The organism is Epilithonimonas pallida, from assembly GCF_900182975.1.
In the GTDB taxonomy this organism is placed as follows: Bacteria; Bacteroidota; Bacteroidia; order Flavobacteriales; family Weeksellaceae; genus Epilithonimonas; species Epilithonimonas pallida.
Genome location: NZ_FXUO01000003.1, coordinates 96202 through 120542 on the forward strand (window position 1 = coordinate 96202; position 24341 = coordinate 120542).

A 24341-nucleotide genomic window follows, 5' to 3' on the forward strand; every position below is an offset into this window, starting at 1 on the left:
TGTTTAGAATTTTACTTGAAGCCTAAAATTATAGCAGTAGATAAGAGCCTTTAAAAATGTGGCAGGGTTTGGCTTTGAGAGGCGGGATTTGTCGTAAGGAAATTAATAACCGGGGATTTAATTTGTATTTTTGAGCTATCAAAGCAAACAATTAATCGACAGACTATAAATAATGAATGAATTAGAACCCCTAAAAAGTATTTTTAAAGACAGAATATTTAAAATTCCTGATTACCAGCGTGGCTATGCTTGGACGACACGACAATTAAAAGATTTTTGGGAGGATTTGGTTAATCTTCCAACTGATAGGTTTCATTATACAGGACTACTCTCTTTAAAAAAAGTAGATAAAAACATTTGGAGTAGTTGGAATGACGAACGTTGGCTAATCGAAGATAGAGGTTTTAAACCTTTTCATATTGTTGATGGGCAACAACGCCTGACAACATTTGTAATTTTTATACAAGCTATTTCGGAACAACTCAAAGCTATTCCTGAAAACAAGGATAAAAAGGACGAAGAAATTTATCTTGGTTCTTTCAGCCTAAAAGCAATTAAGGAAGAATATTTGGTAATTGAAAAACCCCCACAATTCATTATCAAAACATACAAGTTTGGATACGAGGTTGATAATCCAAGTTTCAAATTTCTACGACATAAAATTTTTTTAGAACCCAATAGCGGAACAATTCAGGAAACTTTTTATACACTCAACCTTGAAAATGCCAAACGCTTTTTCAAAGAAAATCTGCAAAATTATTTTGATAAATATGGTTTGAGTGAAATTGAAGCGCTGTTCAAAAAGGTCACACAGAATATGATGTTTAATGTCTATGAAATAAGTGATGACTTTGATGTTTTCGTTGCATTTGAAACGATGAATAATCGTGGAAAAAAGTTATCAAATTTGGAGCTTCTTAAAAATCGCCTGATTTACTTAACTACTTTATATGATGAAAAAGAGTTAAAAAATGATGAACGGATTTCTTTGCGTGAGAAAATCAATGATGCGTGGAAAGAAGTCTATTACCAACTTGGAAGAAACAAAAAAAATCCACTCAACGATGATGATTTTTTAGTTGCTCATTGGATTATGTATTTTCAATACACAAGGGAAAAAGGCGACGATTACATAAGGTTTTTATTAGAACAGAAGTTTACACCACAAAATATTTATGCTAAAACTGAAGTAAGACTTAGTTCCATACAGGAATTTGAAGAAGTTAGAGAAGATGAAGATACCGACCAAGAAGAAGTTGAGGCAAATGGAGAAGAAGAAATAATAGTGATGCGTTCCCAACTTTCTCCAAAAGAAATTGAAGATTATGTAAACAGTTTGAAATCTGCTGCCGTTCACTGGTATAATACGCACAATCCGGTAAACAACTCAGACCTAACTGCACAAGAAAGCCTTTGGATAGACCGATTGAATAGAATTGGTATAATTTATTTCCGTCCGCTTGTAACCGTAGCTTTTTTAAACAAGGATATTAATTCGGATAAGCGAGTTCAATTACTTAAAGCAATTGAACGTTTTATATTTATTACATTCAGGCTTAGCCGAGCTTTTTCGACATATAGAAATAGTGAATTTTATCGTGCAGCAAGACAGTTGCGAAACGGAGAATTGACAATCGATAGTATTATTCAACGATTGAATGATAGAATGAGTTACTGTTTTTATACACCTGAAAATTCCGAAGAAACCTATTTCGATTATACATATTTCCAAAAATTTATTGATAAGAAATTCAAAAGCGGAGGTGGGTTTTATTACTGGAATGGGCTTCGGTATTTCTTATATGAATATGAAATGGAAAAAGTAAGACAAAGAGGAAGCCAAAAGATTGATTGGAAGTTATTTGTAAAAAGTGAAAAAGACAAAGTTTCTATTGAACATATTTATCCTCAAACTCCCACACATAAAAGTTGGAAAGATAGTTTCAAAGGCTACAAAAAATCACAGATACCTTTTTTTCAAGGAAGTTTAGGAAATCTTTTGCCATTATCACAAAGTATAAATTCAAGCCTACAAAATGATTGCTTTGATGACAAGAAGAATGCAAAATATAATGACAAAAAAGAAAAAATAAGACAAGGTTATTCTGATGGTTCACATTCTGAAATCGAAGTTTCAGGATATGATTTTTGGAACTCTGATACTATCCTTGATAGAGGCAATAAATTATTGGAATTTATGGAACAGCGTTGGGACTTAAAGTTTGAAGATGAAACTGCCAAAGCAGAATTATTATTCCTTGATTTTATGCTCCAAGAAGAAGAGCCACAGAGTAGAGAAGAATAACCAATAGAAAATATTAATCTAAATGAATTATACAGAAAACATTGAACGTTTAAAAATATTACTTACAGGAGCATCCACCGATGTTACTATAACAAGTGAAAATGAAGCAGAATATAAAAGTTTAAAAAATGAACTGAATAAGTCTGCTAAGTTCAAAACTAACCAACCAAAAGAATTTAAAATCTGTGTTACACTTCAGGAATTTAGGAGAGAAATGCAAGCCAAAGGTGGATATGCAGAACGAAGAAAATACATTAATGAGATATTCTATCCTCTAATTTCGGATGAAAATTCCTTATTGGATAGTATAGAGGAAATACAACAAAATGTAAACTTTGGTCATTTAAACCTTTTACCCCAAGATATACAACAGAAAGGGCGAGAAATGTCGGAAGTTTATTTGTATTTATATTGTATTGAAAATTCTTTAAGAATATTTATTGAAGAAATAATGAAAACAGAAACAGTAAATATTCCCAGAAAAGTACAAGACACAATAGATAAATTGAAGAAAAGCGAACAAGAGAGTAAATATTTACCCATACGAGGTAATAGTGATTTGTTTTATTGCGACTTTATAGAGTTAGGGAAAATAATAGTTGGAAATTGGATAATTTTTGGAAAATATTTCCCTAAACAGAATGAACATTGGTTGAATGTAATGGTTGATGAATTATACAAGATACGGTGTTTAGTTGCTCACAATAGTTACGTTGGTAATGATGAACGTGATGCACTAAAAGTTTATTATAAGAGTATTACAGCCCAATTACAATTATAGTATAAATTAGACAACAAACCCTCTGAATTATCAGAGGGTTTGTTTATTAGTTGTGTAAGATTTGGAGCATTCTGCCAACCTCAATATCCATTCTCGAAAAGGCAAACCATTTTTTGCCCAGGTCTTTCAGTGATGCTCCGATATGGTAAAGTTCCGTGCCGTCAATTATCATAAAACGGTCGTGAGCATCCGAAAATAACTCAACTTCAATCCGAGAATATTGGCTGTTGTACCGTTGTACATCCAGCCGTAGCTGATTGCTGATGCTTTTGGTATAAATTGTTGCGGTTACATTGTCGCTTCGCTTGCCCAATAAGGTCAATACGGTATCATCCACATAATTATCCAGCAGGATAATGGAGCTTTTGGCACTTCGGATAATATCGGAAACAAAGGCATAGGCATCAAAAACCTGCCCATTGTAGAAAATACCTTTTTCGCTGTGGAGTTTATCACTTTCCAAAGCCTTAAAAATCTCTTCAAATCTTTGGTCGGCTTCTAATTGTTTCAGTTCAATTTTATCCAAACGATGAAAAAGAGAAGCATTGCTGATAAGCATTCTTCGCATTTCTACAAAAGCTTCCATAATTTCAACACTGACTTTAACCGCTATATCTGAACGGAGTATGGCAGAAGCCATTGCGACCCCTTGTTCAGTAAAAACATAGGGCAAATACCGTCTTCCACCGTAGCTTAAACTTGAGGTTCCAATTTGGAACCTCAAGTTTTCAACTTCCTCTTCGGTCAGTTGAAAGCAAAAAGAAACGGGAAACCTTTCAATATTTCTTTTTACGGCTTTGTTGAGGTTCTTGGTTTCCACCTCGTATAAGGAAGCGAGGGAGCTATCCAGCATCACTTGCTTTCCACGTATGGTATAAATCAGGTTTCTGATTTCCTTGCTGATAATGATGGGTTTATTTTCCATTACTTTTTGTAGCTTTTATTTTTATCAAACTCAAAAGAGGTTGTACAATCCTCTTTCAATACGATATACGCATCGAATTTCTTACCTGCCTTGCTTTTCATTCCTTTGATGAGTGAAGTTTTCTTTTTATTGATAAGGCTTTCAATATCGGCTATGCCGATTTGTACGCCACACACATTACGGAACTGTACCCAATTACAAGCCTCATCAGGACACTTCACGATTTTATCACGGATAAGGAGTTGCTGGCTTTTGCATTTTGGGCAAACCAATTTGGGCAGGTTGTTTTGGGCAATGGAAGTTTGCAGCAATTCATTGGTAATAGAGGAAGCGTAAGTTTCCATTTCCTTTTGAAAAGCACCTGCATCCGCTTCGTTGTTCTCAATTTTCTGCAATGCGAGTTCCCATTCGGCAGTCATTACCACGTCCGCAATTTTCCGTTCTTTAACCAATTCATACACTTGCAATCCCTTTTCGGTAGGGATTAAGGATTTCTTTTCTCTTTGAATATAGTTACGGGTAAACAGGGTTTCGATTATTGCGGCTCTTGTAGCCGCAGTACCGATACCGATATTTTGTAAAGCCTTGCGTTCGTCTTCATTTTCGATTTCCTTTCCGGCAGTTTCCATAGCCGACAAAAGCCCTGCTTCGGTATAAAGTACGGGCGGTTTGGTTTTCTTTTCGAGAACGGAGGCTTCTTTTATTTTGAGTTCATCGCCTTTTTTCAGTTCAGGCAAATCCTGTAGAGGTTCGGTATCATCATCGGAGAAACTGCCTTTGATGGAACGCCAGCCTGCTTCTATAACCTTACAACCCTTTGCCGTAAAATCATAATGCAATACCTGTAAACCTACATCGGTTATCTCTTTGATGCAGGCTTGTGAAAGGGCTTCGAGCAACCGAAAGGCAATCATATCATAAACCATATTTTCCTTTGCGTTCAGTGCTGACGGTATTTTATCCGTTATCAATAATCCGTGGTGGTCGGTAACTCGCAAATCGTTCACGATACGTTTATTGAAACGTCCCCATTTTATTTTTGATACGGCTTGCTTGCAGGTTTCCCTATCCTGCAAAGCCCTTATCAGGTTGGGAATTTCTGCCCACATATCTTCAGGAATGTATTTGCTTCCGGTACGGGGATAAGTGATAAACTTCTTTTCGTAAAGACTTTGGGCAATGTTGAGGCTTTCTTCGGCAGAAAGGTTCAATTTTTTATTGGCTTCCTTTTGCAATCCGGTAAGGTCGAACAATAAAGGCGGTTGTTCTGTAACGCTTTTCGTTTCTACTGATGTAACTGTTGCCGCTTCGCTTCGCTGAATAGCTTTCAGCGTATCATCGGCAAGTTTTTGGTCTTCCCATTTTGTTTTGGAAAGGCTTTTAAAATCTATCAACTCTTTGTTGTGCGATAGCTGTATCTGCCAATATTTCTTTACCGAGAAATTTTTGTTTTCCAGGTAGCGTCTGCATATCAAAGCCAGTGTAGGCGTTTGCACTCTTCCAAGCGAATAGATGCCATTGCCTACTGCAATGCTCAACGCCTGTGTAGCATTGATGCCCACAAGCCAATCGGCACGGCTTCTGCCTTGTGCCGCCTGATACAATCCGTCAAATGCTGCCCCGTCTTTTAAATTATCAAAACCTTGCTTGATGGCTTTTTCGGTAAGCGAGCTTATCCAAAGGCGTTCAAAGGGCTTGTTACATTTCAGGTATTCATAAATGTACCTGAAAATGAGTTCGCCCTCACGACCTGCATCGGTAGCTACAATGATGTTGTTACTACGGTTAAAAAGCTGTTCAATGACTTTCAGTTGCTTTAATGCACCTGTATCGGCTGTATAGCCTTTATCTTTTTTGACCTTTCGGACGGTCAGCAAAAACGGGTTGGGGAGTATTGGCAATGATGCTTTATCAAATCCCGAAATCCCGTAATCTTCGGGCATTCCCAATCCTATTAAATGACCGAATGCCCACGTAACAAAATAGCCGTTACCTGTCAGGTAGCCGTCCTTTTTATCGGATGCCCCCACAAGTCCGGCTATTTCCCTTGCTACGCTTGGTTTTTCTGCGATTATTGTTTTCATATTTTACTACATTTTTCTGCCTTTGGACTTTGCAGGTGTTTCAGGTCTTTCCTGTTGTTCCTGCTGTTTTTTGTTTTTCGGTCTTTGTTGCCCCGACTTCAAAGGCTCTTGGATGTTTTTGGTCGCTTCGTTGGTTTTGCCCTCTGAATTGACGGCAGTTTGTGTTTTATGGGCTTCGACAGGTTTTGCCTGTGCCTTAACTTGGCTTGGAAAGGCAAAATCAGTTTTCCCGGTTTCCTTGTTGAAAGTGATGTAACCCTGATACGGTTGCCCTTTTTTATCCTTCAATCCGTCAATGTAAACGGTTTGTCCGGCTTTGAAATCCTTATGTTGTTCATCGGTCAATTCCTTGCCACGGAATGTTTTTGGAGCTTCCTGCGGTTGGTTTTGCTGGTTGCTTTGTTGATTGTTCTGCCCGTTGCTTTGCGTTTGCCTGTTAGAGTTATTTCTGTCAAACAGGAACTCAACATAACGCTTGTCCGCATTGAACTGTACCGTTGCAGAAAATTCAGTTCCTTTAGTAGAAATCATACCGTCTAACTTTAGTGGTTTACCCTCCATTAAGGTTTGTTTCTGGGCATCGTCCAATTTCACGCCTTTAATTTCATCGGGAATTTTTATGAAATCCGTTCGCAGTGCAATTACATCGTTTGTCAGCCTGTCTATACTGATAATGGACGGCATCAATTCTCCTGTCTTGGTATTTTTCAAATCAACCACGCGACCCATATTGCCCGTTTCGAGCAGGTTCTTTTTATCCTCATCGGTAAACTTGTGTCCGAAAAACTCAAAATGGAGGTTTGGTTCTTTTTTGATGCCGTGTATTCCTACTACAACTTTTCCGTCTTCGGCTTGCTGTAAAGATAGGCGGGCATCCGTGCGGAGAATAGTACCACCGAGGTTAACACCAATCGGTAAGAGTTCATTAGTTTTATAACCTTTCAATAAAGGTTCAAGCAGGTTTCTCTTTTCAAGATATTCCTTACTTAATCCGAGATTGTTCATTGTGTCCCAATCAATCTGCTCCGGCTTGTAGCGGTATTCGCTGGCTTCCGGTGTTGTTTGTGTTGTTGCCATATTATTTTGATTTTCTTGTTTTTTATCCTGTTGCGGTTCTGTTTTTACTTCGTGTTCTTTCATCACTTTTTCGCCTTCGGGTGTGGGTTTATCAACCTGCTTTTGCATTTCCTGTGCTTTTTCAACTGCGACAGGTGCAGGCACTTTGAAGAATGAAAAATTGGTAGGGTTCTTTAACTGGCTGAAAAAATTGGAGAAGAAGTTGGAAAAGAAATCGCCGCTTTTGTCCACACGCATAAACTGGTTTTGGTTTTTCTTCGTGGGTTCAACGGTTTCCATTTTCCCGTTTTTATCAATGCTTTTTACGGCTTGGATTTTCATTTTTTCTTTATCCAGCACCAATAATATGTCCGATAATTGTTCGGGCATTTCCTGCTTATTTGTCGTTTCTTCGCTCATAATCTGAAAAATTTAAAGTTTACCGCCGAATGTAAATGAAGCGTTGGCTGTATCGCCCGAAGTGGCACTCAAAGGCAGCCTTTGTCTTTCATTGGCGTTCATTTGCTTGAGGGTGGGTTAAAGCTCTCTCTTATGAACTGATGTACATCGGATAGCTTGTAATACAGCTTTCCGCTTATCGTATAATAGGGTAGTTTGCCAATGGAGCGATACCGTTGCAGGGAGCGGTTGCTGATTTTAAGCATTTGAAGCAAATCCTGGTTATCCAGCAATTCCTCGCCGTCTATGCTGTTGCGTTTCTTTTGCAGTTCATCTATATTGTCGCCCAGCATATCCAAGCGACCCATTAAGCGTTCCATCCACGCCAAAAATTCCATTCTGTCAATATTCATAGGGATATACTTTTAAGGGTTCATACCTATTTTTTATCTGCCTTTAGTTTTCTGCCTTTTTCGATATAGCTTTTGCCTTTTGCCATAAGCTCCTGCACAAATTCATCACTGCTCTGTATGGCATTGGCATTGAGCATATCCTTAATTGCTCCTATGGTGTAGAAATACTGACCGTAGATTTTTGAATAAGCAATCTCGCCTTTGGTTCGCATACGCCATAAGGTCTTTTCGCTGATGTGTAGGTATTGGCAAACCTCGTGGTTATTGAGCCACAGGTCATCATAGCTGGTTTCGTCCAATCTTTTTAGGTAGTCGGCAATGGCATTGATACGGCTGTTTAGCTGTTGCCACGCTTCTTCTTCGATAGTTATAATTTTCATTGCACAGCTTTTAAATGTTCACTATGCAAAACTCCTAAAGGTGGCAGTGTTTGTCTGCCAATCCTTGCCAATTGGTTTGGCGGTTTTTTGAAAATATTTACACTTAGGGAAACTCCTTGTTTAATAAGTGGTTCAGGGCATTTTGAGTATTTTGTAACAGGGATTTGCCAACATTTGCCAATTGGCAGATATGGGCAAAAAAAAACAGTACATATTGTGTACTGCTTTGAAATCACTGTATTGAAATAGTTAAAGGTCTTTATCCATATATTCTTCGAGGGATATTTTGAGCTGGTCTAAAAATGCCGTTCGGGAGCCTGCCCTTGTTTTCATTCGGTGGAAAGAGTGATGTATATCGTTTAAGGGAGTTCGGAATAGCACTTGAAAAATCAAAGCTAATTTTCGGATGCCTATTTTTCCGAATGCAATAGAATTGGAAGCATATAGAGCGTATATCAGTTCGATAAGTGCATTTTGAGAATTTGTCCACGAAATATCCTTGTTTGCTTCTCCATTTAATAAAATCAAATCTGGATTTTCTTCGGGGCTGATTTTAGTAAGCATATAAGTATAAAGTAATTCATTCGCTATAATGTGGGCTATTTTGTTATCAAAATATGTTGAAAAGCTAAGGTCAATTTCAAATACACCACTCTTTAATCCATCGTGGTAATTGATTTGTCCGAGCCTGAAATAAGTATGGTCACGGTCTATCCTGCCTGCACGGTAGTATCTATAAAAATCCTCATTGCAAATAGTTTCTTTATATTGTAATTTGAGGGTTTTTAATAGGTTCTCATAATAGCTTTGGTGTATTTTGCCATTGCTCACAGGGCAGGTAGTTTCGATGCGGAAGACTTTATTATAGTAAATGAGCTTCCCTAAGATTTGTGGTTTAATGTTCTTGAAAAAGTCAATCTCCTGCTGTTCATTTGTAAATCCATCCTGTACGACTTGGGCTTTTATATTGAACAACATTTCCTTTAGGAACAGGGTCATTTGATAAGCCTCTTCCGCCGTTGGCATCTTTTGAGAAGAAAATTTATCTTCCTGATGATGAATTTGCGCTAATATCTTATTCAACACGATTTCCATAGCATAGTCGTTTAGAAGTTCTCACAATTTGTTTCGGAGCTGCATCTATTGTTGATATGCCAAAATTTGGGAATAATATTGAAACCAATATCACAGAATACCCCCAGTGGGGAGATTTTATTGATATTTCAGTAGAAAGGAAAGGGCGAAAAAATGGGTAAAGCACTAATGTACTCTACCCATTTTTTATTACATTTGCATTAATGATTTACAAGGTAATCAAGTGAAAGCAAGTGCAGTAAGCACCATTACTAAATCGTTACCGATAGAGTTCTCCACTCTTGTAAACTACTCTTTATTAGCCGATTTAGGCTAAATTAATCTTTTTTAGCAAAAAAGAAAAAGGATGCCGCTACTATCGGGGCTAGGGATTGGTGTGTAAAACAAATTTCCCCATATCAGAACTTTCACAATCCTAATCGCTCAAAAAACTTTAATTTTGCTCAAAGTTAATTATTTTGAACGGAAAACTTCTTTAGATTTATCTATCGGGCAGACTATCAAAATCTAAAATCCATAAACCTTGAGATATTATATAATAGCAGGTGAAGCTTCCGGCGATTTGCACGCTTCCAACCTAATGAAAGCCATCAGACAGAAAGACCAAAATGCCGAATTCCGGTTTTGGGGCGGCGACTTGATGCAGAAACAAGGCGGAACTTTGGTCAAACATTACCGCGATCTGGCTTTTATGGGTTTCCTGGAAGTGGTTCAGAATCTGAGAACCATTCTCAACAATATCAAATTCTGTAAAAAAGATATCCTGGAAAATAAACCTGATGTTTTGATTTTAGTGGATTATCCGGGATTTAATTTGAGGATTGCGAAATTTGCTAAAGAATTGGGAATTAAAGTTGTATATTATATTTCTCCTCAGCTTTGGGCTTGGAAAGAAGGTAGAGTTGAAACCATCAAAAAATATGTCGATGAGATGCTGGTGATTCTTCCGTTCGAAAAGGATTTTTATAAAAAACATCAGGTTGAAGCGCATTTTGTCGGACATCCATTATTGGATGCAATAGAAGGTTTGCCACCGATTGATATTCAGGAATTCAAAAAAGAAAACCAGCTTAATGATAAAGATATCATTGCATTGTTGCCCGGCTCCAGAAAACAAGAAGTTTCAAAAATGCTGCAAACCATGTTGTCTGTGAGAAATGATTTCCCGGATTACCAGTTTGTGATTGCCGGTGCACCAAGTCTTGACAAAGATTTTTATGAACAATTTGTGGATGACGATGTCCATTTTGTTTCCAACAGAACTTACGATTTGTTGAGATGTTCCAAAGCTGCTTTGGTAACTTCCGGAACAGCAACTCTGGAAACCGCTTTGCTCAATATCCCGGAAGTTGTTTGCTATAAAGGAAGCCGAATTTCCTACGAAATCGGGAAAAGACTGGTGAAAAATATTAAGTATATTTCTTTGGTCAACTTGATTATGGACAAAGAAGTAGTGACCGAACTCATTCAAAACGAACTGAATACTAAAAACCTCGTTGATGAACTTAATAAAATCCTCAATACTAATAAAAGAGACGAAGTTCTGAATAATTACGAAATTTTGAGAACAAAATTAGGAGGAAGTGGCGCCAGTCAGAACGCAGCAGAATTTATTGTAAATCTGAAATAATGACATTAGAAAAATTATTACAAAAAATAGAATCATTGCTTCCTGAAATTAATAAGGAAAACCCATCAGTTTCCAAAGCCTCTGTCGGCTGGCATTTGGAACATTCCCTTTTAATCATCAATGGAAGTCTGAAAGGATTGACAATGACCAATCCGGAAAATTATAATCCGAAATTCAGCATCAAAAAGTTTGTGTTTCTCAATTTTGGGTTGATTCCGAGAGGGAAAATCAAGTCTCCAAAACAATTTGTTCCATTAGAAACACCGACTAAAGAAAGTATCGAAAAGCTTTTGAATCTGGCGAAAGAAAAACTGGAAGCCGTAAAAAATCTACCTGAGAAAGCATTCATCACGCATCCTTTTCTCGGTGACCTCGATAAAAAAACAACACTCAAATTTTTAGGTCTTCATACGAAGCATCATCTTAAAATTATTGATGAAATTATTGAAGGCATAGAAATGATAAAGGTATAGATACTCCGAAGCTCATTCAAAAGGCTTTGAAGCATTTTTATCTTTCCGGAGGAATCTAAACATTTTATCGATTCTTACAGAGATTCCTCCGGAATGGCAAACTTTCTTTTTTATTTATTATCTTTATCATCAGACACTTCGATTACGCTCAGTGTGACAGCTCTAATAATAACCGCTGTTATATTGAACTTGTAGAATGTCAAAATGTCAGGCTGATCGGAGTCAAAGCCTTTCATAAAACAAATTAAAAACACAAATGAACTTCAATGAAAAAACAGCCATTACTTATATTGCTGCTATGTTTCATTTTCGGGATTCTATTTCAGGAACACCTGATTATGTGTCAGGTGATCGTCTTTTCATTTCTAATAATCTCGTCAGTTTCACTAATTTCCTTATTAATCAAAAATCATTTTTTTCAACGCATCAAATATTATTGTTTAGGATTTTTCTTTTTTTCAATAGGAATTTTTGTTCATTTTCAGAATTCTCAACAACCCAACTTTCCAACTTTAAAAGAAAAAGAAACCATTGTTTTTCAAGTGGATAAGAAGCTTAATTCCAATGAAAAGAACAGGAAATATTATGTTGATATTCTTGACGTTTCGGATTTAAAACAAAAAGAGAGTTTCCCTTTCAAAACAGTTATCAGTATTCCAAAAGATGTTGAAGCGTTAGATTTTGAACATTATTATAAAGCTGAAGTTTACATCTACACATCGGAAGAAATCAAGAATGATTTTCAGTTCGATTACAAAAAGTATCTAGCAAGACAAGGTGTTTATTTCCAGGCTTATCTTCCGAATGACATACTAAAAAGCGATAAGTTATCTGTTTCTTTTGAAGATAAAATCAAACAAAAGCGATTGGATATTCTGAATCAAATCAATCATTCGTCTCTATCTCCGAAGATCCAGGAGTTTTTGAAAGGCATTATTCTCGCGGACCGAACGGAAATGGATGCTGAGACCGTTAAGGATTTTAATCAAACCGGTTTGGTGCATCTCTTGGCGATTTCAGGTTCGCACATGGTGATTATTTTCTGGATAACGTTGTTGATTTTGAATCAAATTCTTCCTGTTCAATTTAGAAAAGTTTCGATTATTCTTAGTATTCTTTTGATTTGGACTTTCGCTGTTTTCATCGATTATGGAAGTTCCGTAATGCGAAGCTGTCTGATGATTACGTGTTATTATATTATGATTTTGTTGCAGAGAAAGTCGGACTTGCTGCATTCTTTGGCGTTATCGGCTTTTATTCTTTTGATTGTCGATTCAAATCAATTATTTGATGTCGGATTTCAATTGAGTTATGGAGCGGTTTTGGGCATTTGGTGGTTGACGAATCCCATTAAAAAACTGTTCAGAAAACCAAGATTCAAAGCGGAAAAATTCTTTTATGAAATCTCAGCAATGACTTTTGCGGCGCAGATTGCAACCTTACCCTTAGCGATTTATTATTTTCATCAGTTTTCTTTTATATCAATTGTTGCGAATCTTTTGATTATTCCCTTGTCCGAGATTATCATTGTTTCTTCTTTATTGATGGTGATTTTGATTGCTTTTGGATTCAATAATATGCCGTATTTGTATTCTATTTTTGATGGTTTCGTTGACTATGTTCTAAAACTCATTCATTGGTTTTCCGATTTTGAATCATTGATGAGCCGTAATATCTCAGTTAATTTGATAGAATTAAGCATTTTACTTTTAATAATTTACTTTTTAAAATTCGTAATAAAAGATTGTTTCAATCCGAAGAATCTGTTGAGGTTTGGGTTTTGTCTAATGCTATTTTTCGCACTTAGAATTGCATTTAATTTTCATCAATACAATAAAGAAGAAATGCTGGTTCACAGCTTTTACAAAGAAAAAATCGTGAGCGTCAAAGACAAAGACCAAGTTACATTTTGGATGAAATCAAATAAAAACGAAGACAAGATTTTAGATTTTGTTATCAAGCCTTATATGACTTCAAGACGAATTAAGGATTTTAAAATCAATTATATTCCTTCAGATTCGGGATCTTTCGTTTATCAGGGAAAACAATATGATTTTAAGTAATTATAGTTTTTATAAATAAAGTCTTGTCTTTTTCATAAGAAATATGTATTTTTAGGAAAAACAAAAACTATGATGGATTTCTTTATCGGGATGAGTGCTTTACAGCAGGCCTTTTGGTGGGTAGCTATTATTGCCAGTCTCATTTTCCTGATTCAATTGATTTTTACGATTGTTGGTACCGATTTCACCGACGGTTTGCACGCTGACTTTAATGGTGATTTTGATGCCGTTCATGGGCCATTCCAACTATTCTCGTTCCGGAATTTGATCAATTTTCTGATGGGATTTGGATGGACAGGTGTAGCTTTTTATAACAGTTTTCAAAACCAAACATTTCTTATTATTCTCGCTGCAATTGTCGGTTGTCTGTTTGTGGTTATCTTTTTTATTGTTATCAAACAGATTTTGAAATTGACAGAAGACAATACCTTCAATATCGATAAACTGATTGGCAAAACAGCGGAAGTTTACTTAAGAATTCCTGCAAACAAATCAGGTAAAGGCAAAGTCCAGGTGTCACTGAATGGTACCAATCACGAACTATTGGCGATAACCGAAACCGAAGAAATCCCTTCCGGAAACATGGTGAAGATTGTCCGCATCGAAGAAAAAATACTAATTGTTGAAAAAATTTAAAAATTCATAACTATGATTAATGGAACTTTTATTCTGATTTTGGTCGGAGTATTCGTATTATTTGTAACATTCTTGGCGCTGATTTCGCGCTACAAACGTTGTCCGTCCGACAAGATTTTGGTCATCTACGGAAAGACCGGCGGCAGCTCTGCCAAGTGTATCCACGGTGGTGGTGCGTTTGTATGGCCGGTGATTCAGGATTTTGCTTATCTGGATTTGAAACCGATTTCAATTGAAGCTAATTTAACTAATGCTTTATCAAGACAGAATATCCGTGTGGATGTGCCTTGTCGATTCACGATTGCGATTTCTACCGAACCGGACTCTATGGGCAACGCTGCAGAAAGGTTATTGGGATTATCTCCGGAGCAGATTCAGGAGTTGTCAAAAGATATTTTGTTTGGTCAGTTACGTTTAGTCATTGCAACGATGACGATTGAGGAAATCAACTCAGACAGAGATAAATTCCTAGACAATATCTCTAAAAACGTTGATACTGAATTAAAGAAAATTGGTCTTAAATTAATCAACGTTAACGTTACCGATATCAGAGACGAGTCCGGTTACATCGAGGCTCTTGGAAAAGAAGCAGCAGCTAAAGCAATTAACGAAGCGATTATTTCCGTAGCAGAACAAACCAAAATCGGGGAAACTGGAAAAGCAATTGCCGACCGGGAAAAAGATACGCAGATCGCCGAGACACAAAGAGACAGAGACGTTAAGATTGCGATTACTCAAAAAGATAGGGAAATCAGCATTGCATCAGCCGGGAAAGATGAATCCATTGGTAAAGCCGAAGCTGAAAGGGATGCGCGTATCGCTACGTCTCAAGCCAATTCACTGGCGGTAAAAGGGGAGAACGAAGCAAAAATTACAATTGCCAATTCCGATGCGGAAAGAAGAGAGAAAGAAGCAGAAGCTTTGAGAATAGCTACAGCAGCGGAAAAAGTTCAGGCAGCGAAAGCTTTGGAAGAATCCTATGTGGCTGAACAAAAAGCGGAAACTGCCAGAGCGGAAAGAGAACGTTCCACTCAACAGGCTAACATTGTAGTTCCTGCGGAAATTGCAAAACAAAAAGCAATCATCGATGCGCAAGCCGAAGCTGAAAAAATAAGATTGCAGGCAAAGGGTGAAGCTGATGCGATCTTTGCTAAAATGGAAGCTGAAGCAAAAGGTTTATTCGAAATCCTGACGAAACAAGCAGAAGGTTACGACAAAGTGGTTCAGGCTGCAGGTGGCGATACCAACAGTGCCTTCCAGTTATTGTTGATTGAGAAATTACCGGAGTTGGTTAAAACCCAGGTTGAGGCGGTGAAGAATATCAAGATTGATAAAGTAACCGTTTGGGACAGCGGCAACAATCCGGATGGCAATACCTCAACTGCCAACTTCGTTTCGGGAATGATGAAAACTGTTCCGCCACTCAATGATCTGTTCAATATGGCTGGATTAGAGCTACCAGCTTACCTTAAAGGTAAAGATGGAAAGCAAGTCGTTGAGGTGAAAGAATTGAAAACTGAAACACCTCCGAAAGCGGAAGATGGCGCAGGGCATTCTTAATTTTTATATTAAAAAATGAAAGGCTATTTATATATTGATGAAAAGCAAATAGGAGAAGTATTCTTTACTATTATAGATGAAAGTATGGGAGTGATTGGAGGAGATTTGATTAAAAATGATAATTATCAAAAGTACCAGATAATTATCCAAAAGCATTATGAAGAAAAAGGAGTTTCTAATATGGAAGACTTTAATTTTAGAATTTTTCTTGATAATAATGTAGAATTGAAACCGCAAGGTGGAATTGGCATATTGGATTCGGTAGATTTTGATGAAATTTATGTAGAGTCTGCAGGAAACAATTTATTAAATCTTACTGATTGAAAGTAATTATTAATATAAAACTTCATCAATTATAACAAACGTCCGTATCCTTCTCTGAAAAGGTACGGACGTTTTAGTAAAAACACACGTGTGTTTTAATGAAAAGACACGTGTGTTTTTGACTACCTTTACAAATGTCTGCCCATCGGACTTACAGAGAGAGTAATTTTCGTCCTTATGAATATCAAAAAGTCAAGACGTTTTAACGAAAACATCAAGACCTTTTTACCAAAACATCAAGTTGTTTTAGTGAAAACATCAAGACGTTTTTGACCACCTCTTCAAACGTCCTGTTCATCGGACTAATCAAAGTCAAAAAATCATTTAAAAAAAACAATAAAAAACCCTTTCAGAGTTTCAAACTCTGAAAGGGTTGAATTGAAAAAATCTTATTGACTTATCTTACTATTGGCGCTACTTTTTCCCCGAATAATTCTATAGAATTCATCATCACGTCGTGTGCCGGATCCCCAACATCCATATGCCCGATAAATCTTGTCAATCCAAACAGTTCTTTCACCTCATTGATTTTTTCTGCCACTTCATCTGCGCTTCCAATGAATAATGCACCGTCTTTGCTTCTTCCGCCATCATACTGCTCTTTGGTGTAAGGTGCCCATCCTCGGGTTCTGCCAATTCTGTCCATCTGGGATTTGTAATTGAAAAAGTATTGATCAATATCTTTCTGATCATCACTTACGAAGGTATGCGAGTGGATGGCAATCTGCATTTTGCTCTCGTCGTGTCCTGCTCTCAGATATTCCTGCTTGTAAAACTCGATGAGGTTTTTGAACTGTCTCGGCATTCCGCCAATGATTGCGACAATTAATGGTAATCCTAATTTAGCAGCTCTCAAAACAGATTCCGGAGTTCCGCCAACAGCAATCCAAATTGGTAGCACGCCGTTGTTGAAAGCTCTTGGGTAAACCGTTTGGTTTTCCATCGGTCTTCTCAGGATGCCACTCCAGCTAACATTTTCTTCATTATTGATCTTCAGTAAAAGGTCTAATTTCTCTTCAAATAACTGATTGTAATCCGACAGATCATAACCATATAATGGAAAAGACTCAATGAAGCTTCCTCTTCCCACAAAAATCTCTGCTCTACCTTTTGAAATCAGATCAATCATTGAGAAATCCTCATAGACTTTTACAGGTTCCGATGAGCTTAGAACTGTTACGCCACTTGCTAGTTTTATATTATTCGTGATGCTTGCAGCGGCAGCCAGAAGAATCTCGGGAGAAGAAACTGCATAATCTGCACGGTGATGCTCGCCCATCGCAAAAACGTCCAGACCAACCTGGTCCATCAATTTTACCTGTTCAAGGATCTCGTTAAGTTTTACGCTGGCATCTCTATATTTTCCGGTTTTGTTGTCCAAAGAAACATCTCCGAACATACCTATTCCTAATTCCATAATAATCTCATTTTTATAGATACAAATTTAGACTTTTGGATTTTGCCCGGCATTGATGTAGGGTAATTATGAATGTGTCAGAAATTTTTGTCGGGAGAATTACGGAACATAAAAATCAGATTGATTTCTTTTTCTTGAGATTGTAATAAATGCTTTTTACGAGTCCATCTGCCACAGAAATCTTCGGAACATAGATATGTTTGATTTCTGCCCAGGTCATCACATTGTTGAAGATTTGTAATGCTGGTACAATAACATCGGCACGGTCTTCGCGAAATTGATAGTAATGCATTCTTTCTTCCACCGAAAGGTTTTGCATCTCTTTGAGGTATTTTTTGATGACGGAAACAGGCATTGGTTTGCCATCTTTGGTTTTGCTTAGAGAGAAAATCTTATTGATGTTTCCCCCGGAACCAATAGCTACGACAGGCTTTTTGCTCTTGATTTTGTCTTTGATTTCATTCTTCATCTCTTCCCACATCTCTTGGGAAACCAATCCGTTGAGAAATCTGATGGTTCCGATGTTAAAAGAGTGCTCATACTTCATTTTGTTGTTCTCATAGAACGTGAGCTCTGTAGAACCGCCTCCTACGTCAACATACAGGTAAGCAAAATCTTTATCTAATCCTTCTGCTACGTGGTTCTCATAAATCAAAGTTGCTTCTTCATCACCAGAAATGATTTCTATATTGATATCGGCCTCTTGTTTTACAATGTCGATGATTTCCTGTCCGTTTTTGGCGTCGCGCATTGCACTGGTAGCACAGGCGCGGTAATGATCCACTTTGTACATAGTCATCAGTTGGCTAAAGATCTTCATCGTGTTGATGACCATTTGCTTTCGTTCGGCGCCGATTTTACCGTTGCTGAACACATCAAAACCTAATCTCAAAGGGATTCTCAGGAGATTCAGCTTAGTGAATTCTGCTTTTCCGTTGGATGGTTTTACTTCATTGATCAGCAGTCTGGCGGCATTACTTCCGATATCTATAGCAGCAATTATCATTTCTTGAGGGGAATTTAAAGCATAAATTTAAAGTAAATTCTTAATATTTCTGGTTTTTGAGATAATTATAGGTTTCTATCTGCGACCTGATTTTTTGTTTCTTGTCAGATTCTACATATTCATTTCTCATATTTTTATCAAGAATTCTGGCTTTCACATTATCCTGTAGCTGGATTTCGAGGAGTTCCTTCAGTTCCTTTTTCAGGTTTTTCTGCAAAATGGGTGTTGCTGCTTCGATACGGTAATCCAGGTTTCTTGTCATCCAGTCGGCAGAAGAGATGTACATGTTTTCTGCACCTTTGTTGTAAAAATACATCACTCTGGCGTGCTCCAGATACTCGTCCACAATACTGATGGCATAGATTTTTTTCTTAAAATATTTCTGATTAACGGCGCAGTATATTCCACGGACAATCATTTTGGTATCAACACCAGCTTCTGCAGCTTCGTAAAGTTTCAAAATCAAAGTTTTATCACTCAGGGAATTAACTTTGATAATCATTTCTGCTTTGCGTCCGGCTTTGGCTTCTTCAATTTCTTTATCAATGTGAGCAATGATTTTTTCTCTCATAAACTGGGGACAAACCAGGAGGCTTTTGCAGGTTTTGAGAGCCGGAGTTGGGTCGGCTTTCGGTTTGCTGAGAACATTGAACACTTTATTGATGTCTGCCATTATTACCCTGTTGGAAGTCATCAGCAAATGATCTCCATAGATTTTGGCTGTTTTTTCATTAAAGTTGCCGGTACTCACAAAGCCATATTGAATGGTCCTGTTGTTTACTCTTTTCTTGATGACACATAGTTTGGCGTGTACTTTTTTATTGGGAATCCCGAGAAGTACTTTGACGCCTTCCAGTTCCAGTCTCTCTTTCCATTCAAGATTATTTTCTTCATCAAATCTTGCCCGCAGTTCCAGCATTACTGTCACTTCTTTGCCATTTCGGACTGCATTAATCAGTGCATTCACGATTTTCGAACTTGAGGCCAATCTGTAAGCTGTGATTTGGATTGATTTTACATCCGGATCCATTGCGGATTCTCTCAACAGATCGATAACTGAATCATATGAATGGTAAGGGAAAGTCAGCAAAACATCTTTCTTGATGATAACGTCTGTCACTCTCTGTTTGTTGGCAAACTCCGGATGGATGAAAGAAGATCTTTCAACAGGTTTTTGGTAAGCTTTGAATACATCCGGAAAATCCATAAAATGCCTGAAGTTGTGAATCTTCTGGCCTGGAATAATGCTGTCTCGCTTGTTGAGATTGAGTTTTTTGATAAGAAATTCCAAGAGCGCTTTATCCATTTCTTTGTCGAAAACAAAACGTGTAGGTTTTCCTTTTCGCCGGCTTTTGACACCTTTTTCGATTTTGTCTGCCAAGGTTGTTTTGATGTCATTATCCAAATCAAATTCTGCATCCTTGGTCACTTTAAAACAATGTGCTGTGAATTCATCATATCCGAAATAGGAAAAAATGTGCGGAAGATTGTAAATAATCACATCTTCCAGAAGCATTACATCTTTCTGCTCTTTGTCATCTGTTGGCAGCAGGACAAATCTTCCGTTGGCCGTTACCGGAACTTCTATGATGGCATATTGGCTTTCGTACTGCCATTCTTTTCTTCGCATTGCGACACCAATAAAAAGACTTTTTTCCCTCAGATAAGGCATCGGCTTGTTGTCATGAAGCAATATCGGAATCACATTAGATTCTACTTCTTCATCGAAGTATTTTATGACAAATTCCTTCTGGTTAGTAGTCAGATGCTTATAATCTTTAATGAAAACTTTCTCCTTAGCCATTTCGCGCTGAACATCTTTCCACGTCCTGTCAAAATCTTCTTGCTGATTAATTACAAGTTTATTGATTTTTTGAAGGATTTTTGAAGGCGCATCATAAAAAGATTCGGCAAGAACCTTTTGTTTGAAGTCCATTGCACGTTTCAATCCGGCAACTCTAACACGGAAAAACTCATCCAGGTTGTTGGAAAAAATTCCAAGAAAACGAATTCTGAGATGTATCGGAACGCTTTTATCCATTGCTTCCTGAAGAACTCTGGCATTGAAGCCCAGCCAGGTGACATCGCGCGGATTGAATTGTTGTGGCATTGATGAGGTTTTGATGATCTCAAAATTAATAAAATCCATTGGAATAATTTGTGGGACGCAAACTACAATGTTTTGACAATTTTGTATGTTTCTTAAATGTCAATTAATTTTTAAATAGATTATAAAATGTTTTAAACTCAATGATAATGAAATGGATTTTAGATATTTAAAAAAGATATTTGTCATTTGATAAAAATTAATACATTTGCTTCCCTTTTATTGGAAATTTAAAAATTATGAAGAAAATTCTATTAACATTGGTAAGTGCTCTTTTTCTAAACGCTTATGGACAGAGAACTTGTGGGACAGATAAAAAAATGGCAGAATTTTTTGCTGCTAATCCGGAAGCAGCTGCAAACAGGCAGGCTTTGAAAGATTTTTTAGTAAATAATAATTACAATGCAAACAAGAGAGCTGGAGTTATTACAATACCCGTAGTAGTTCACGTGCTTTATTCCAACAGTACTATGAATATTTCGGAAGCTCAGATTGCTTCACAGATAAAAGTTCTGAATGACGATTTCAGAAAGCTGAATGCTGACTTCAATAGCGTTGTACCGTCCTATTTTCAAGGTGTGGCTGCGGATATGGAATTGGCTTTCTGTATGGCAACTAAAAAGCCAGATGGCTCCAACACAAATGGTATTGAAAGAAAATCTGTAACTTCCAGTTTTGACTTTGATAATAATTATTATAAATCTTCCGGATTGGTTGCCTGGGATCCTACAAAATATCTAAATATTTGGGTGGGCAATATGTCAGCAGATTATTTAGGCTGGGCCTATCTGCCAGATTCGGCTGGTGCAGCCTATGATGGCCTTGCCATAGGATATAAGCAATTCGGAACGATGGGAACAGCTGCTTCTCCTTATAATAAAGGAAGAACTGCAACTCACGAAATCGGACATTATTTTGGATTAGAACATCCTTGGGGATCTGTTGAAGATTACGGAACAACTCCAAATAAAAATAATTGTGGAAAAACAGGCTGGGATGACTTCTGTGCTGATACACCAGCAACCTATTTTCCTCATTTCGATAAGCCAAGTAATATTAATATTTATACCTGTGTCACTACATCAAGTGGTGCTATGTTTATGAACTACATGGATTATGTTTACGATAATCAAATGGCAATGTTCTCAAATGGTCAAAAGACGATTGCTCAAAATACAATGGCGGGTCCGAGAGCGAGCCTGCTGAATTCTAACGCTTGTTCCTTACTGGCTGTAGATGATGTGGAAAAAGCCAATTCAATTAATGTATTTCCAAATCCTGCAGTAAATTATATTTCCATTGCCTCACCATTGGTTAAGATTTCAGAAGTTGAGATTTTTGGCAATGATGGAAAACTAGTAAAAAAAGCTTTTGTTAAAAATGAAACAGATAAGATTGATGTGAAAAATCTTCCTGCAGGAACTTATTTTGTAAGAACTTATGATAATGGAGCTTTCATAAAATCAATGAAATTTATCAAAAAATAGTTACAGTAAAACCAACTCCTATTATAACAACTCCGCTATTGCGGAGTTTTTTTATTGATGACAATTTGTCACAATTGCTGCCGTGGTATAAATGTTGAGATTTCGTGATTATAAATTTTAATAACAAAAAATAACATATAAAATGAGTAAAATAATTGGAATTGACTTAGGAACAACCAACTCTTGTGTTGCTGTAATGGAGGGTAAAGACCCTGTTGTAATTCCTAACGCAGAAGGTAAAAGAACGACGCCGTCTATTGTAGCATTTACAGAAGATGGCGAAAGAAAGGTGGGAGATCCTGCAAAAAGACAGGCAGTAACAAACCCTACAAAAACGGTTTATTCTATCAAAAGATTTATCGGAACACACTTTAAAGATGATGCTTCTGAGATCTCAAGAGTACCTTATAAAGTAGTATCAGGACCAAATGATACGGTAAAAGTAAAAATCGACGACAGAGAATACACTCCACAGGAAATTTCTGCAATGATCCTTCAGAAAATGAAGAAAACTGCTGAAGATTATCTTGGGCAGGAAGTAACAAGAGCGGTAATCACTGTTCCTGCATACTTCAACGATGCGCAAAGACAGGCTACTAAAGAAGCTGGTGAAATCGCTGGTCTTAAAGTAGAAAGAATTATCAACGAACCTACTGCTGCAGCATTAGCTTACGGTCTTGATAAAAACCATAAAGATCAAAAAATCGCTGTATATGACCTTGGTGGTGGTACTTTCGATATCTCTATCCTTGATCTAGGTGACGGTGTTTTTGAAGTATTGTCTACAAACGGCGATACGCATTTAGGAGGTGATGACTTTGATGATGTGATCATCAACTGGATGGCAGACGAATTTAAAGCTGAAGAAGGTGTTGACCTAAAATCTGATGCAATTGCATTACAAAGATTGAAAGAAGCTGCTGAAAAAGCAAAAATCGAGTTATCTTCTTCTCCACAAACTGAAATTAACCTTCCATATATTACAGCTACAGCTACAGGTCCTAAACACTTAGTGAAGACTTTGACTAAAGCTAAATTCGAGCAATTATCTGCAGATCTTGTAAGAAGATCTATGGAGCCGGTTGCTAAAGCGTTGAAAGATGCAGGTTTGTCAACTTCAGATATCGACGAAGTAATTTTGGTAGGTGGTTCTACAAGAATCCCGATCATCCAGGAAGAAGTAGAAAAATTCTTCGGTAAAAAACCTTCAAAAGGAGTTAACCCGGATGAGGTTGTTGCAATCGGTGCAGCTATTCAGGGAGGTGTATTAACAGGTGATGTAAAAGACGTTCTTTTATTAGATGTTACTCCACTTTCTTTGGGTATTGAAACTATGGGTTCTGTTTTCACTAAACTAATTGAAGCGAACACTACGATCCCAACTAAAAAATCTGAAGTATTCTCTACAGCTTCTGACAACCAGCCGGCTGTAAGCATCAGAGTAGGACAGGGTGAAAGACCAATGTTCAACGATAACAAAGAGATCGGTAGATTCGACCTTACAGATATTCCGCCAGCTCCAAGAGGTGTTCCTCAAATCGAAGTAACTTTCGATATCGACGCGAATGGTATCCTAAGTGTATCTGCTAAAGATAAAGGAACCGGTAAAGAGCAGTCTATCAAAATCCAGGCTTCTTCTGGTCTTTCTGAAGAAGAAATCGAAAGAATGAAAAAAGAAGCTCAGGAAAACTCTGCAGCAGACGCTAAGAGAAAAGAAGAAGTTGAGATTTTCAACAAAGCTGATGGATTGATCTTCCAGACTGAAAAACAATTGAAAGAGTTTGGTGAGAAATTATCTGCAGATAAAAAGGCAGCAATCGAAGCAGCTCACGGAGAATTGAAAACAGCTTTCGAAGCTAAAAATGCAGACGACGTAAAAGCTAAAACAGAAGCATTAGATGCAGCTTGGATGGCAGCTTCAGAAGAATTGTATGCAGCAGGGCAAGGCGCTCAAGGTGCAGATGCAGGAGCTCAGAATGCTGGAAATGCAGGAGGTGAAGATGTACAGGACGCAGACTTCGAAGAAGTAAAATAGGCAGTCAGAGACTGATTAAATATAAATCCCCGAGCGTAAGCGAGGGGATTTTTTTATATTGAAATATTCAAAGCAGAAAATACAAAATCATTAATCGATTTTTTAACATAAAATAACATTTTTTATAAGATTTTTAAAATTTGATGGCTTACTTATTGCTTCTAG

Annotated in this window: 19 protein-coding genes; 10 read left to right on the forward strand and 9 right to left on the reverse strand. The window is 37.2% G+C overall.

The features are described 5' to 3' along the window. Positions 1-172: 172 nt before the first annotated feature. Together QOL71_RS06535 and QOL71_RS06540 are read left to right on the forward strand one after the other, a co-directional pair. Positions 173-2305 carry a DUF262 domain-containing protein gene (locus tag QOL71_RS06535; protein WP_283416141.1) on the forward strand — a complete coding sequence of 711 codons (2133 nt, stop codon included), beginning with the start codon at positions 173-175 and terminating at the stop codon, positions 2303-2305. 22 nt (positions 2306-2327) lie between these two features. Further along, complete coding sequence (locus QOL71_RS06540; protein WP_283416142.1) at positions 2328-3086, forward strand: Swt1 family HEPN domain-containing protein; 759 nt, start codon at positions 2328-2330, stop codon at positions 3084-3086. Positions 3087-3132: 46 nt separating this feature from the next. Here QOL71_RS06540 and QOL71_RS06545 read toward each other — a convergent pair whose 3' ends face one another. The 6 genes from QOL71_RS06545 to QOL71_RS06570 form a co-directional block, all read right to left on the reverse strand. After that, positions 3133-4011, reverse strand: coding sequence for an ORF6N domain-containing protein (locus QOL71_RS06545; RefSeq protein WP_283416143.1), 879 nt, complete (start codon positions 4009-4011; stop codon positions 3133-3135). Further along, complete coding sequence (locus QOL71_RS06550) at positions 4011-6095, reverse strand: type IA DNA topoisomerase (protein ID WP_283416144.1); 2085 nt, start codon at positions 6093-6095, stop codon at positions 4011-4013. Before QOL71_RS06550 ends, QOL71_RS06545 begins: the two co-directional genes overlap by 1 nt. A gap of 6 nt (positions 6096-6101) precedes the next feature. Then, positions 6102-7571, reverse strand: a complete 1470-nt coding sequence (locus QOL71_RS06555) for a DUF3945 domain-containing protein (protein WP_283416145.1) — start codon at positions 7569-7571, stop codon at positions 6102-6104. A gap of 98 nt (positions 7572-7669) precedes the next feature. Beyond that, complete coding sequence (locus QOL71_RS06560) at positions 7670-7963, reverse strand: helix-turn-helix domain-containing protein (protein WP_283416146.1); 294 nt, start codon at positions 7961-7963, stop codon at positions 7670-7672. A gap of 26 nt (positions 7964-7989) precedes the next feature. Next, positions 7990-8343: a helix-turn-helix domain-containing protein gene (locus QOL71_RS06565; protein ID WP_283416147.1), complete on the reverse strand. Its 354-nt coding sequence runs from the start codon at positions 8341-8343 to the stop codon at positions 7990-7992. 249 nt (positions 8344-8592) lie between these two features. Further along, positions 8593-9438 (reverse strand): RteC domain-containing protein, encoded by an 846-nt coding sequence (locus tag QOL71_RS06570; RefSeq protein WP_283416148.1) that lies wholly within the window; start codon positions 9436-9438, stop codon positions 8593-8595. 523 nt (positions 9439-9961) lie between these two features. Between QOL71_RS06570 and lpxB the strand changes: the two genes are divergently transcribed. The 6 genes from lpxB to QOL71_RS06600 all read left to right on the forward strand — a co-directional run bounded on the left by lpxB (position 9962) and on the right by QOL71_RS06600 (position 16124). Next, positions 9962-11068: a lipid-A-disaccharide synthase gene (lpxB, locus tag QOL71_RS06575; protein WP_283416149.1), complete on the forward strand. Its 1107-nt coding sequence runs from the start codon at positions 9962-9964 to the stop codon at positions 11066-11068. Further along, on the forward strand, positions 11068-11541 hold the full coding sequence (locus QOL71_RS06580) for a DUF1569 domain-containing protein (protein ID WP_283416150.1): 474 nt from the start codon (positions 11068-11070) through the stop codon (positions 11539-11541). Before lpxB ends, QOL71_RS06580 begins: the two co-directional genes overlap by 1 nt. Before the next feature lie 266 nt (positions 11542-11807). Beyond that, on the forward strand, positions 11808-13604 hold the full coding sequence (locus QOL71_RS06585; RefSeq protein ID WP_283416151.1) for a ComEC/Rec2 family competence protein: 1797 nt from the start codon (positions 11808-11810) through the stop codon (positions 13602-13604). Between the two features lie 69 nt (positions 13605-13673). Next, positions 13674-14240 (forward strand): NfeD family protein, encoded by a 567-nt coding sequence (locus QOL71_RS06590; protein ID WP_283416152.1) that lies wholly within the window; start codon positions 13674-13676, stop codon positions 14238-14240. Positions 14241-14252: 12 nt separating this feature from the next. Next, entirely contained in the window at positions 14253-15800 is a 1548-nt protein-coding gene (locus tag QOL71_RS06595; protein WP_283416153.1) for a flotillin family protein, read from the forward strand. A gap of 15 nt (positions 15801-15815) precedes the next feature. Continuing rightward, a complete protein-coding gene (locus QOL71_RS06600) occupies positions 15816-16124 on the forward strand; it encodes a hypothetical protein (RefSeq protein WP_283416154.1) in 309 nt (102 codons plus the stop codon). Between the two features lie 397 nt (positions 16125-16521). Here the strand turns inward: QOL71_RS06600 and QOL71_RS06605 are convergent, their stop codons facing one another. The 3 genes from QOL71_RS06605 to ppk1 form a co-directional block, all read right to left on the reverse strand. Then, on the reverse strand, positions 16522-17541 hold the full coding sequence (locus tag QOL71_RS06605) for an LLM class flavin-dependent oxidoreductase (protein WP_283416155.1): 1020 nt from the start codon (positions 17539-17541) through the stop codon (positions 16522-16524). Between the two features lie 115 nt (positions 17542-17656). Then, positions 17657-18547, reverse strand: coding sequence for a Ppx/GppA phosphatase family protein (locus tag QOL71_RS06610; protein WP_283416156.1), 891 nt, complete (start codon positions 18545-18547; stop codon positions 17657-17659). A gap of 40 nt (positions 18548-18587) precedes the next feature. Beyond that, positions 18588-20657 carry a polyphosphate kinase 1 gene (ppk1, locus tag QOL71_RS06615; protein ID WP_283416470.1) on the reverse strand — a complete coding sequence of 690 codons (2070 nt, stop codon included), beginning with the start codon at positions 20655-20657 and terminating at the stop codon, positions 18588-18590. Positions 20658-20893: 236 nt separating this feature from the next. Here ppk1 and QOL71_RS06620 point away from each other — a divergent pair, with 236 nt between their 5' ends. Both QOL71_RS06620 and dnaK read left to right on the forward strand, forming a co-directional pair. Beyond that, positions 20894-22141 carry a T9SS type A sorting domain-containing protein gene (locus tag QOL71_RS06620; protein ID WP_283416157.1) on the forward strand — a complete coding sequence of 416 codons (1248 nt, stop codon included), beginning with the start codon at positions 20894-20896 and terminating at the stop codon, positions 22139-22141. Between the two features lie 142 nt (positions 22142-22283). Continuing rightward, positions 22284-24176 (forward strand): molecular chaperone DnaK, encoded by a 1893-nt coding sequence (gene dnaK, locus QOL71_RS06625; RefSeq protein ID WP_283416158.1) that lies wholly within the window; start codon positions 22284-22286, stop codon positions 24174-24176. Positions 24177-24341: the final 165 nt, after the last annotated feature.

Coding starts and splice junctions, on each gene's coding strand:
- QOL71_RS06535 (WP_283416141.1), top strand. CDS start 173: ATGAATGAATTAGAACCCCTAAAAAGTATTTTTAAAGACAGAATATTT.
- QOL71_RS06540 (WP_283416142.1), top strand. CDS start 2,328: ATGAATTATACAGAAAACATTGAACGTTTAAAAATATTACTTACAGGA.
- QOL71_RS06545 (WP_283416143.1), bottom strand. CDS start 4,011: ATGGAAAATAAACCCATCATTATCAGCAAGGAAATCAGAAACCTGATT.
- QOL71_RS06550 (WP_283416144.1), bottom strand. CDS start 6,095: ATGAAAACAATAATCGCAGAAAAACCAAGCGTAGCAAGGGAAATAGCC.
- QOL71_RS06555 (WP_283416145.1), bottom strand. CDS start 7,571: ATGAGCGAAGAAACGACAAATAAGCAGGAAATGCCCGAACAATTATCG.
- QOL71_RS06560 (WP_283416146.1), bottom strand. CDS start 7,963: ATGAATATTGACAGAATGGAATTTTTGGCGTGGATGGAACGCTTAATG.
- QOL71_RS06565 (WP_283416147.1), bottom strand. CDS start 8,343: ATGAAAATTATAACTATCGAAGAAGAAGCGTGGCAACAGCTAAACAGC.
- QOL71_RS06570 (WP_283416148.1), bottom strand. CDS start 9,438: ATGGAAATCGTGTTGAATAAGATATTAGCGCAAATTCATCATCAGGAA.
- QOL71_RS06580 (WP_283416150.1), top strand. CDS start 11,068: ATGACATTAGAAAAATTATTACAAAAAATAGAATCATTGCTTCCTGAA.
- QOL71_RS06585 (WP_283416151.1), top strand. CDS start 11,808: ATGAAAAAACAGCCATTACTTATATTGCTGCTATGTTTCATTTTCGGG.
- QOL71_RS06590 (WP_283416152.1), top strand. CDS start 13,674: ATGATGGATTTCTTTATCGGGATGAGTGCTTTACAGCAGGCCTTTTGG.
- QOL71_RS06595 (WP_283416153.1), top strand. CDS start 14,253: ATGATTAATGGAACTTTTATTCTGATTTTGGTCGGAGTATTCGTATTA.
- QOL71_RS06600 (WP_283416154.1), top strand. CDS start 15,816: ATGAAAGGCTATTTATATATTGATGAAAAGCAAATAGGAGAAGTATTC.
- QOL71_RS06605 (WP_283416155.1), bottom strand. CDS start 17,541: ATGGAATTAGGAATAGGTATGTTCGGAGATGTTTCTTTGGACAACAAA.
- QOL71_RS06610 (WP_283416156.1), bottom strand. CDS start 18,547: ATGATAATTGCTGCTATAGATATCGGAAGTAATGCCGCCAGACTGCTG.
- ppk1 (WP_283416470.1), bottom strand. CDS start 20,657: ATGCCACAACAATTCAATCCGCGCGATGTCACCTGGCTGGGCTTCAAT.
- QOL71_RS06620 (WP_283416157.1), top strand. CDS start 20,894: ATGAAGAAAATTCTATTAACATTGGTAAGTGCTCTTTTTCTAAACGCT.
- dnaK (WP_283416158.1), top strand. CDS start 22,284: ATGAGTAAAATAATTGGAATTGACTTAGGAACAACCAACTCTTGTGTT.